5 protein-coding genes and 1 pseudogene are annotated in these 12,141 nt (G+C 66.0%); 5 read left to right on the plus strand and 1 reads right to left on the minus strand.

What is annotated here, in order from left to right:
- The 3 genes and pseudogenes from ACOFKX_RS00005 to rplL form a co-directional block, all read left to right on the plus strand.
- A pseudogene (locus tag ACOFKX_RS00005) lies at nt 1-763 on the plus strand (hypothetical protein); the annotation flags it as partial.
- Nucleotides 764-1,062: 299 nt separating this feature from the next.
- Nucleotides 1,063-1,587, plus strand: a complete 525-nt coding sequence (gene rplJ / locus ACOFKX_RS00010) for a 50S ribosomal protein L10 (RefSeq protein WP_419825261.1) — start codon at nt 1,063-1,065, stop codon at nt 1,585-1,587.
- 54 nt (nt 1,588-1,641) lie between these two features.
- A complete protein-coding gene (rplL, locus tag ACOFKX_RS00015) occupies nt 1,642-2,019 on the plus strand; it encodes a 50S ribosomal protein L7/L12 (RefSeq protein ID WP_419825049.1) in 378 nt (125 codons plus the stop codon).
- 60 nt (nt 2,020-2,079) lie between these two features.
- Here the strand turns inward: rplL and ACOFKX_RS00020 are convergent, their stop codons facing one another.
- On the minus strand, nt 2,080-3,180 hold the full coding sequence (locus ACOFKX_RS00020; protein WP_419825050.1) for a catalase family protein: 1,101 nt from the start codon (nt 3,178-3,180) through the stop codon (nt 2,080-2,082).
- A gap of 341 nt (nt 3,181-3,521) precedes the next feature.
- On the opposite strand from ACOFKX_RS00020, the gene rpoB reads away from it, so the two are divergent.
- Complete coding sequence (gene rpoB, locus ACOFKX_RS00025; RefSeq protein ID WP_419825051.1) at nt 3,522-7,679, plus strand: DNA-directed RNA polymerase subunit beta; 4,158 nt, start codon at nt 3,522-3,524, stop codon at nt 7,677-7,679.
- A gap of 138 nt (nt 7,680-7,817) precedes the next feature.
- A complete protein-coding gene (gene rpoC / locus ACOFKX_RS00030) occupies nt 7,818-12,104 on the plus strand; it encodes a DNA-directed RNA polymerase subunit beta' (protein ID WP_419825052.1) in 4,287 nt (1,428 codons plus the stop codon).
- The last annotated feature ends 37 nt before the right edge of the window (nt 12,105-12,141 follow it).

The following is a 12,141-nucleotide window of genomic DNA, read 5'->3' on the forward strand; positions in this document are numbered from 1 at the left end:
CAGCCACTGTTTTGAACACATTCCTGACTATAGGACCGTGCTGCGCGACTGGTACCGCGTCCTGCGGATGGGCGGCTACATCGTCATCGTCGTGCCGCATCGCGATTTGTTCGAGAAGCGCATCGCGCCACCCTCGCGCGGCAACCCCGATCACAAGCGTTTTTACACGCCGCAAAGTCTGCTAACCGAAATTGCGGAGAGCTATCCGGTTAACTCCTATCGCATCCGCCATCTCGCCGAGAACGATGCCGGCTTCAACTATCAAGATCCGCCCGGGACGCCGTCCTTTGGACAGTTCGAGATAGAGTTGGTCGTCCAGAAGATCGTGCAGCCCTACTGGAATCTAGACGATGGCACGGTACGGCCGTACGGAGCCTCCGAATTTGACAGCGACTGCGCGCGACCTGATCTCTGGACCATCGACGTCGATCTCGCGAACGGGCCCGGCGGATTGTTTTGGGGTCCATATACCGCGCTGCAGCCGGCGCGTTACACGGCCGTCTTCCATTTCGAACCAAGTGACTTCAGCCAAACATCACTCGCTGCCGAAGTGACTTTCGACATACTGAGCGAACTGAGGCCCATCGCCGCGACTACGCTCTCAGGCGCCGCCGGCGCCGACATGCTACGGCGGGGCGCGGTTAGACTCGATTTTGAGCTGACGCCTGCGCGATCCGAGCAGGTGGAGTTCCGAATGCTTGGCAGTGGGCGCGGCACGGGTCGCCTCCGGTTCAAGGGGCTAGATTTGCAATACCAGCGTTAGGCGCGAACACCTTGACTTCCTGTAGGGCCACGATACTGCACATCTTGCATCGGCACTAGCCGGCGCGACCGTCCGAGACCGCAGCCGCCCTCCGGGGCTTAATCATGCTGCGTAGGCGGGGAAGAGTTTGCGGGCGGGCCGTGCGCGGCGTGCCCTTAATCTGCCGTGATCGTCCCCGGACGCGTTGCGACCGATCGGCCCCTCCCCTGTTGGACGAACCGCAACGCGGGCATCTGCCCGCGCCGCGGCTCACCCGTCGGCCCGCGTCATGCGAGCCGGCACGTATGTGGAGATTGGCATTGGATCGCGAACAGAAGTCCGCGGCTGTCGCCGAGCTGAACCGCACCTTCTCCGAGTCGGGCGTGGTGGTCGTCACCCGCAACCTCGGGCTCAGCGTCGCGCAATCGACGGCGCTGCGCGTGAAGATGCGCGAGGCCGGCGCCAGCTACAAGGTCGCCAAGAACCGCCTCGCCCGCATCGCGGCCGAGGGCACGGCCTACAGCTCGATCGGCGCGTTGCTGACCGGGCCGACCGCGCTCTCGACCTCGAAGGACCCCGTCGCCGCCGCCAAGGCGGTGGTCGAATATGCCCGCACCAACGACAAGATCGAGATCGTCGGTGGGGCCATGGGCAACACCGTCCTCGACGTCGCGGGCGTGAAAGCGCTGGCCGAGCTCCCGTCGCTCGACGAGCTGCGCGCCAAGATCCTGGGCCTCGTGCAGGCGCCGGCGACCAAGGTGGTGCAGATCGTCCAGGCCCCGGCGGGCCAGCTCGCGCGCGTGTTCGGCGCATACGCGAAGAAGGACGAGGCCGAGGCGGCCTGAGCTTACCCTTCCTGAAGACATGATGGGGCGGATGCCCCGGCACGGAGATATCACATGGCTGACCTGCAGAAGATCGTCGACGACCTGTCCGCCCTCACCGTCCTCGAGGCGGCCGAGCTTTCGAAGCTGCTCGAGGAGAAGTGGGGCGTCAGCGCCGCCGCCGCCGTCGCGGCCGCTCCCGCCGCTGGTGGTGGTGCCGCCGCTCCCGCCGCCGAGGAGCAGACCGAGTTCGACGTGATCCTCACCGGCGACGGTGGCAAGAAGATCAACGTCATCAAGGAGGTCCGCGCGATCACCGGCCTCGGCCTCACCGAGGCGAAGTCGCTGGTCGAGGGCGCTCCCAAGGCCGTGAAGGAAGGCGTGTCCAAGGATGAAGCCGCCAAGGTCAAGGCGCAGCTCGAAGCCGCCGGCGCGACCGTCGAACTCAAATAAGCTCTCCCGCGACGAGCGGTATGGGAGGGGCGGTCCGGCGACGGGCCGCCCCTTGCTCGTTCAGGCGGTCAGCTCTTCCAGCCGGGCCGGCTCGTGGACCGGGCAGCGGTTGAACTCGGCCCGGAAGCCAGCCGACATCTCGTAGGTCGGTCGACGCGCGCGGTTGATCCCGCCGAGCGGGCGGTGCGCGGCGAGGCCGTGCCACGGTGCGAAGGAAAGCCTGTCCTCCGTCGTCTCGCTCTGGCCGGGCGTCCAGCTCGCCTGCGGCTCCGCCACGATGGTCGCGACCGTCACGTAGGGACTGGTCTTCTCGTTCCATTGCACCGAGGCATCTTCCACCGGCATCGCGGCGGGATCGGTGAGGAGTTGGACGCGGAACTCCCAGACGGCACTCTGCTCGATCATCGTCTCGGACACGTCGTGGCGTAGCGCGTCGGGACGATCTTTGGTGTTGACCTTGGAGCCCGTGAGCTCCGTCAGCCCCCGGGACACAGGTGCGACCGAGAACTTCGCGACATACGGCCCGTAGAGGAACGGCGTCTGGCTGTAGTAGGTCTCGCCCAGCGGGTGCGTGTTGGGCGCGCCGCCGAGCTGCGTCAGCAGCGCGCTCTTGCCGCCGACCGTCTCCAGCGCGTCTTCCACAGTCTGGAGGACGGAGGAGAAGGCCTTCTTCATGCCCTCGCCCCTGTCGGTGGTGGCGGCGAGCTGCTTCAGGTTCTTCAGGAACGCCTTGGGATCGGCAGCGGCGAAGGCTGGCGCGTTCGCCATCACGAAGTCCTGCGTCGACGCGCCTTCGGCGGCGCCCGGCAGCCGCTCGCCTTCGACGCCGAGCACCTTGACCGCCAGCCCGCGCGGCGCGCTCACCGCGTCATCGAGGATGTCTCCCGGATTGGTCGAGATGCGCAGGATCGCCTCGTACTCGCCCGGCCGCGCGAACAGCCCCTGCGCGTAAGCCTCCGGCAAGCCCTCCCCCACGGTCAGCGTCGCACGGATGATGCCGTGCGCCTTGGCGTGAACGCTGCGCACCGCATGGCCGTAACGCTTGGAGGTCGTCTCCAGGATCGAGCGGAACGTCTCGTTGAGCTCGCGCTGCGTCTCGGCCTCGTCCGGCGCCAGCTTCTCCATGGACGGATCGAACCGGGCGGGATCGGTAGCGGGCATGATGATCTCCGTTGAAACCTCCGGACCAATGCCCTGATCGAGCTCGTGTTCCCCCTTCCCTTCCGCGTCGCGGCCGCTATATGGAGGCTATTCCACATCACTGGCTGTCCGAACGCGAGGTTAGCGTGCGTGCGGCCGCCCGGCCCGCCTCCGGGACACGATCCGACCTGCGCATCGGATCGCGACGAATAGGGGGCATGTACGGGTTCAGAGTGCAGCAGTGCGGTCCCACAGCCGGGGCCGCACCTTTTTGCGTCGGCTAAACCGTGGTGGTTTGCCGACACCGGCTGCATGTTCGCTGCGAGGCGGGCGACGAGACGAACAGCGAGGACCAAGCTCCCATGGCCACCCAGCCCCTGCCACCCGAGACCGTCGCGGGCGCCAGCAAGCGCATCCGCAAGATGTTCGGCAACATCCACGAAGTCGTGCAGATGCCGAACCTGATCGAGGTGCAGCGCGAGAGCTATGAGCAGTTCCTGCGGTCCGACGCCTCGATCGGCTATGTCTCGGGGCTGGAGAAGACGCTGCGCTCGGTCTTCCCGATCCGCGATTTCGCCGGCACCGCCGAGCTCGACTTCGTCAACTACGAGCTGGAAGATCCCAAGTACGACGTCGAGGAGTGCCGCCAGCGCGGCATCACCTACGCCGCCCCGATGCGCGTCACGCTGCGCCTGATCGTGTTCGAGGTGGATCCCGATACGGAAACCCGCTCCGTGCTCGATATCAAGGAGCAGGACGTCTACATGGGCGACATGCCGCTGATGACGGGGAACGGCACGTTCTTCGTCAACGGCACCGAGCGGGTGATCGTCAGTCAGATGCACCGTTCGCCGGGCGTGCTGTTCGATCACGATCGCGGCAAGACGCACGCATCGGGCAAGTTCCTGTTCGCGGCGCGCGTGATCCCCTATCGCGGATCTTGGCTGGACTTCGAGTTCGACGCCAAGGACATCGTCAACGTCCGCATCGACCGCAAGCGCAAGCTGCCGGTGACGACCCTGCTCTACGCGCTGGGCCTCGGCGCGGAGGACATCCTCGGCCACTTCTACAACATCGCCACCTACGTGCGCGGCGAGAATGGCTGGAAGGTGCCCTTCCAGGCGGAGAACTGGCGCGGCCAGAAGCCGATGTTCGACGTGGTCAACGGCGACACCGGCGAGGTCGTGTTCCCGGCCGGCACCAAGATCAGCCCCCGCGCCGCCAACAAGGCGGGCAAGGACGGCTTGGCGACACTGCTGATCCCGACCGAGGAAATCTTCGGCCGCTATTCCGCCTACGATCTGGTCAACGACGCGACCGGCGAGATCTACATCGAGGCGGGCGACGAGGTCACTGCCGAGAACCTCGCCAAGCTCGACGCGGCGGGGATCGAGAAGCTCGATCTGCTCGACATTGACCACATCGCCACCGGCCCTTGGATCCGCAACACGCTTAAGGCCGACAAGGTCGAGGAGCGCGATCACGCGCTGTCCGAGATCTACCGCGTGATGCGCCCCGGCGAGCCGCCGACGAAGGAGACGGCGGAGGCGCTGTTCGGTGGGCTATTCTTCGATCCCGAGCGCTACGATCTCTCCGCGGTCGGACGCGTGAAGCTCAACATGCGCCTGGAGCTCGACGCCGAGGATACGGTGACGACGCTGCGCACCGAGGATCTGCTCGCCGTCATCAAGACGCTCGTCGGCCTCAAGGACGGCAAGGGCGAAATCGACGACATCGACAATCTGGGCAACCGCCGCGTGCGTTCGGTGGGCGAGCTGCTGGAGAACCAGTATCGCGTCGGGCTGCTCCGCATGGAGCGCGCGGTGAAGGAGCGCATGTCGTCGGTGGACGTGTCCACCGTGATGCCCAACGACCTCATCAACGCCAAGCCCGCGGTGGCGGCGGTGCGCGAGTTCTTCGGCTCCTCGCAGCTCTCGCAGTTCATGGACCAGACCAACCCGCTGTCCGAGGTGACGCACAAGCGTCGCGTCTCGGCGCTCGGGCCGGGCGGCCTCACCCGCGAACGTGCGGGCTTCGAGGTGCGCGACGTCCATCCGACCCATTATGGCCGCATCTGCCCGATCGAGACGCCGGAGGGGCCGAACATCGGCCTCATCAACTCGCTCGCCTCGTTCAGCCGCGTCAACAAGTACGGCTTCATCGAAACGCCGTATCGCCGCGTGATCGACGGCAAGGTCAGCCAAGAGGTGACGTACCTCTCCGCCATGGAGGAGGCCAAGCACACGATCGCGCAGGCGAACGCCGAACTCGACGGGGAGCATGGTTTCGTCGAGGATATCGTCTCGTCGCGCCAAGCGGGCGAGTTCCTGATGGCACCGCGCGATACGATCACGCTGATGGACGTGAGCCCCAAGCAGCTCGTCTCGGTCGCGGCCTCGCTCATCCCCTTCCTGGAGAATGACGACGCCAACCGCGCGCTGATGGGCTCCAACATGCAGCGTCAGGCGGTGCCGCTCGTCCGTGCCGAGGCGCCGTTCGTCGGCACCGGCATGGAGGAGACGGTAGCGCGCGACTCAGGCGCGGCGATCGGCGCGAAGCGCACCGGCATCGTCGATCAGGTCGACGCCGCGCGCATCGTGATCCGCGCCACCGAGGAGGTCGATCCCGGCAAGTCGGGCGTCGACATCTACACGCTGATGAAGTTCCAGCGCTCCAACCAGTCGACCTGCATCAACCAGCGCCCGCTGGTGAAAGTGGGCGAGACCGTCACCAAGGGCGACATCATCGCCGACGGCCCGTCCACCGAGTTCGGCGAGCTGGCGCTCGGCCGTAACGTCCTCGTCGCGTTCATGCCGTGGAACGGCTACAACTACGAGGACTCGATCCTGATCTCCGAGCGGATCGTGAAGGACGACGTCTTCACCTCGATCCACATCGAGGAGTTCGAGGTGATGGCCCGCGACACCAAGCTCGGGCCGGAGGACATCACGCGCGACATCCCCAATGTCGGCGAGGAGGCGCTGCGCAACCTCGACGAGGCGGGGATCGTCTATATCGGTGCCGAGGTGGAGCCGGGCGACATCCTGGCGGGCAAGATCACGCCCAAGGGCGAGTCGCCCATGACGCCGGAGGAGAAGCTGCTCCGCGCCATCTTCGGCGAAAAGGCGTCGGACGTGCGCGATACGTCGCTGCGCCTGCCGCCGGGCGTGTCGGGCACGATCGTCGACGTGCGCGTGTTCAACCGCCACGGCGTCGACAAGGACGAGCGCGCGTTGGCGATCGAGCGCGAGGAGATCGATCGCCTCGCCAAGGACCGCGAGGACGAGCGCGCGATCCTCAACCGCGCTACCTACGCGCGGTTGCGCCCGATGCTGGAGGGGCAGACCGTCTCGGCCGCGCCCAAGGGCATCCGCAAGGGCTCGGAGATCACGGGCGAGCTGCTGCTGGAGACCGAGAAGCGCGAGTGGTGGAAGTTCGCCGTCGCCGACGATGCCAAGCAGGCCGATCTCGAAGCGGTGAAGGCGCAGTATGACGAGGCCGTCGGCATCCTCCAGAAGCGCTACGAGGACCGCGTCGAGAAGCTCCAGCGCGGCGACGAGCTGCCGCCGGGCGTGCTCAAGATGGTCAAGGTGTTCGTCGCGGTGAAACGCAAGCTCCAGCCCGGTGACAAGATGGCCGGCCGCCACGGCAACAAGGGTGTCATCAGCCGCATCCTGCCCAACGAGGACATGCCGTTCCTCGATGACGGGACGCCGGTGGACATCGTGCTCAACCCGCTGGGCGTGCCCAGCCGCATGAACGTCGGCCAGATCTTCGAAACCCATTTGGGCTGGGCCGCGCGCGGTCTGGGCCGGCAGGTAACCGAGGCGCTGGAGGCGTGGCGCGAGGCCAACCCGGATGCGGAGGCATCGTCGCCGCCGACCGCGGTCATCGATCGCCTCAAGGCGATCTACGGCGAGCAGTATCATGCCGAGATCGACTCGCGCTCTGACGAGCAGATCGTCGAGATGGCGACCGTGCTGAAGGGCGGCGTGCCGATGGCGACGCCGGTGTTCGACGGCGCGCGCGAGGCGGACGTGTCGGCGATGCTGGCGCAGGCGGGGCTCGACACGTCGGGTCAGGTCGAGCTGTTCGACGGGCGGACGGGCGATCCGTTCGACCGCAAGGTGACGGTGGGCTATATCTACATGCTCAAGCTCCACCACCTCGTAGACGACAAGATCCACGCGCGCTCGATCGGGCCGTACAGCCTCGTCACCCAGCAGCCGCTGGGCGGCAAGGCGCAGTTCGGCGGCCAGCGGTTCGGCGAGATGGAGGTGTGGGCGCTCCAGGCCTACGGCGCCGCCTACACGCTGCAGGAGATGCTGACGGTGAAATCCGACGACGTCGTCGGCCGCACCAAGGTCTACGAGGCGATCGTCAAGGGCGACGACACCTTCGAGGCCGGCATCCCCGAGAGCTTCAACGTGCTCGTCAAGGAGATGCGCTCGCTCGGTCTCAACGTGGAGCTGCTCAACGAGGAGCTCGACGAGGACGGCGTGGCGATCGCGGCCGAATAAGCGAGACGGAGCCCTCTCCCCGACGGGGAGAGGGTTGGGTGAGGGGAAGCGACGCCAGCGGCGCGGCGCTTCCCCTCCACCGAACACACCCTCACCCTGCCCTCTTCCTCAAGGGAGAGGGTCGCACGGAGTGACGACATGAACGAGATGACCAACTTCGCCAATCCGGTCGCCAAGCCGGAGACGTTCGACCAGATCAAGATCGGCATCGCGTCGCCCGACAAGATCCGTTCCTGGTCATTCGGCGAGATCAAGAAGCCCGAGACGATCAACTATCGCACGTTCAAGCCCGAGCGTGACGGCTTGTTCTGCGCGCGCATCTTCGGTCCGATCAAGGATTACGAGTGCCTGTGCGGCAAGTACAAGCGCATGAAGTACAAGGGCATCGTCTGCGAGAAGTGCGGCGTCGAGGTCACCGTCTCGAAGGTCCGCCGCGAGCGGATGGGCCACATCGAGCTGGCCGCGCCCGTCGCGCACATCTGGTTCCTGAAGTCGCTGCCGTCTCGCATCGGCCTGCTGCTCGACATGCAGCTCAAACAGCTTGAGCGCATCCTCTACTTCGAGGCCTATGTCGTCACCGAGCCGGGGCTGACCCCGCTCGAAAAGTATCAGCTCCTCACCGAGGACGAGCTGCTCTCCGCGCAGGACGAGTATGGCGAGGACGCCTTCTCCGCCGGGATCGGCGCCGAGGCCGTCAAGCACATGCTGATGGACCTCGACCTGGAAGGCGAGCGCGAGGATCTGCTCAAGGAGCTCGCCGAGACCAAGTCGGAGCTGAAGCCCAAGAAGATCATCAAGCGCCTCAAGGTTGTAGAGAGCTTCATCGACTCGGGCAACCGCCCCGAGTGGATGATCTTGGACGTCGTGCCGGTGATCCCGCCAGAGCTGCGCCCGCTGGTGCCGCTGGACGGCGGCCGCTTCGCGACCTCGGACCTGAACGACCTCTACCGCCGCGTCATCAACCGCAACAACCGGTTGAAGCGCCTGATGGAGCTGCGCGCGCCGGACATCATCGTCCGCAACGAGAAGCGCATGTTGCAGGAGGCGGTGGACGCGCTGTTCGACAATGGCCGCCGCGGCCGCACGATCACGGGCGCCAACAAGCGGCCGCTGAAGTCGCTCTCCGACATGCTCAAGGGCAAGCAGGGCCGCTTCCGCCAGAACCTGCTCGGCAAGCGCGTCGACTATTCGGGCCGTTCGGTGATCGTCACGGGTCCGGAGCTGAAGCTGCACCAGTGCGGCCTGCCCAAGAAGATGGCGTTGGAGCTGTTCAAGCCGTTCATCTACGCGCGCCTCGACGCCAAGGGTCTCTCGATGACCTTGAAGCAGGCCAAGAAGTGGGTGGAGAAGGAGCGCAAGGAAGTCTGGGACATCCTTGACGAGGTTATCCGCGAACACCCGGTGATGCTCAACCGCGCGCCGACGCTCCACCGCCTCGGCATCCAGGCGTTCGAGCCGGTGCTGATCGAGGGCAAGGCGATCCAGCTTCACCCGCTGGTCTGCTCGGCGTTCAACGCCGACTTCGACGGCGACCAGATGGCCGTGCACGTCCCGCTGTCGCTCGAAGCGCAGCTCGAAGCGCGCGTGCTGATGATGTCGACCAACAACATCCTCTCGCCCGCCAACGGCAAGCCGATCATCGTGCCCTCGCAGGACATGGTGCTGGGCCTCTACTACCTGTCGCTCTCCAAGGAGGGCGAGCCCGGCGAGGGCATGATGATCGGCGACATGACGGAGGTGCACCAGGCGCTGTTCGCCAAGGCGGTGACGCTGCACACCAAGATCCGCACGCGCGTGCCGCAGACCGACGAGAACGGCCAGCAGTACATGAAGCGCGTCGAGACGACGGCGGGCCGCATGCTGATTGGCGAGACGCTGCCCAAGAGCCACAAGGTGCCCTTCGAGATCGTCAACCGCGTCCTCACCAAGAAGGACATCGGCGACGTCATCGACGAGGTGTATCGCCACACCGGACAGAAGGAGACTGTGCTGTTCGCCGACGCGATCATGGCGCTCGGCTTCAAGCACGCGTTCCAGGCGGGCATCTCGTTCGGCAAGGACGACATGGTCATCCCGGAAGCGAAGGATCCGCTGGTCGAGGAGACGCGCACGCTCGTGAAGGATTACGAGCAGCAGTATCAGGATGGCCTGATCACCCAGCAGGAGAAATACAACAAGGTGATCGACGCCTGGTCGCGCTGCGGCGATCGCGTGGCGGCCGAGATGATGAAGGAGATCCAGGCGGTCAAGCACGAGACCGATGGACCCAATGAAGGCCGCGAGAAGCCGATGAACGCCATCTACATGATGGCGCACTCGGGCGCGCGTGGTTCGGCGGCGCAGATCAAGCAGCTTGCCGGCATGCGCGGGCTGATGGCCAAGCCCTCGGGCGAGATCATCGAGACGCCGATCATCTCGAACTTCAAGGAGGGGCTGACCGTCCTCGAATATTTCAACTCTACCCACGGCGCGCGCAAGGGCCTCGCGGATACGGCGTTGAAGACGGCGAACTCGGGCTACCTCACCCGGCGTCTCGTCGACGTGTCGCAGGATTGCGTGATCGTCGACGTCGACTGCAAGACCGAACGGTCACTGGAGATGAAGGCGATCATCCAGGGCGGCGCCACCATAGCGTCCTTGGGCGAGCGCATCCTCGGCCGCACCACGGCGGAGGACATCGTCGATCCCAAGACCAACGAGATCGTCGTCCCCGTCCACACGCTGCTCGACGAGCCGACGGTGGCGCGGATCGAGGAGATCGGCACGCAGGCGGTGCAGATCCGCTCGCCGCTGGTGTGCGAGAGCATCGGCGGCGTGTGCGCCACCTGCTATGGGCGCGATCTCGCGCGCGGCACGCCGGTGAACATCGGCGAGGCCGTCGGCGTCATCGCGGCGCAGTCGATCGGCGAGCCGGGCACGCAGCTCACCATGCGTACCTTCCACATCGGCGGCGCCGCGCAGCTCAACGAGACCTCGAACTTGGAGGCGGTCAGCGACGGCCGTGTCGAGTATCGCGAGCTGCCGACGATCGTCGATCCGCGCGGGCGTCGCGTTTCGATGTCGCGCTCGGGCGAGATCGCGATCATCGACATGGATGGCCGCGAGCGCGCGACGCACCGCATTCCCTACGGCGCGCACCTGCTCCACCAGGACGGGCACATCGCGTCGAAGGGCGATCGGCTGGCGGAGTGGGATCCGTTCATGATGCCGGTCATCACCGAGAAGGCCGGCACGGTGAAGTATCAGGATCTCATCGAGAACCAGACGCTCTCCGAGCAGACCGACGAGGCCACCGGCATCGCGCAGAAGGTGGTGATCGAGTACCGCACCACTTCTCGCAAGGAGGATCTCCGCCCCCGCCTCACGCTCCTCGACGAGGGTTCGGGCGAGGCCGCTCGCTACATGCTGGCGCCGGGCGCGATGTTGTCGGTAGAGGACGGGCAGCAGGTGCAGGCGGGCGAGGTGCTGGCTCGCGTCAGCCGCGAGGCCGCCAAGACGCGCGACATCACCGGCGGTCTGCCGCGCGTCGCCGAGCTGTTCGAGGCGCGTAAGCCCAAGGAGAACGCGATCATCGCGAAGATCTCGGGGCGCGTCGAATTCGGCAAAGACTACAAGGCCAAGCGCAAGATCATCATCCGGCCTGACGATGGTTCGGAGCCGGTCGAGTATCTTGTCCAGAAGTCCAAGGTGATCGACGTTCAGGAAGGCGACCACGTCAAGCGCGGCGACAATCTGATCGGCGGCTCGCCCGACCCGCACGACATCCTTGAGGTCTTGGGCGTAGAGCCGCTCGCAGAGTATCTGGTTTCGGAGATCCAGGAAGTCTATCGTCTGCAGGGCGTGAAGATCAACGACAAGCACATCGAGACGATCGTCCGCCAGATGCTGCTCAAGGTCGAGATCACCGCCGCGGGCGACACCGTGTTCCTGCCCGGCGAGCAGGTCGAGAAGGAGGACATGGAGGCCGTCAACAAGAAGATGGTCGCCGACGGCAAGCTGCCGGCGGAGGGTAAGCCGATCCTGCTCGGCATCACCAAGGCGTCGCTCCAGACGCGGTCGTTCATCTCGGCGGCCTCGTTCCAGGAGACCACCCGGGTGCTCACCGAAGCTTCGGTGCAGGGCAAGATCGACAACCTCAATGGCCTCAAGGAGAATGTCATCGTCGGCCGCCTCATCCCGGCGGGCACCGGCGCGGGCATGAGCCGGCTGCGCGTGGCGGCGACGTCGCGCGACGCGGCGCTCCGCGTGCAGCAGCGCGCGATGGAGGCGGCGCTCGTCGCCCCCAACTCGGCGGTGGAGGAGCATGAGGCCGAGCTCGCGCGGTCGCACCGCGACGAGACCGGCGCCGGCCCCGATCCGCTCGCCGAGGTGACGCCCTCGGGCCATGGCACCGACGCCGACGCGGGCAGCTACCTGGAAAGCTGATCGCGCCGACCGGCGGCATGGAGCCCTCCGCGCGAGA

The organism is Sphingomonas sp. (genome assembly GCF_965200105.1).
Taxonomy (GTDB): Bacteria; Pseudomonadota; Alphaproteobacteria; order Sphingomonadales; family Sphingomonadaceae; genus Solisphingomonas.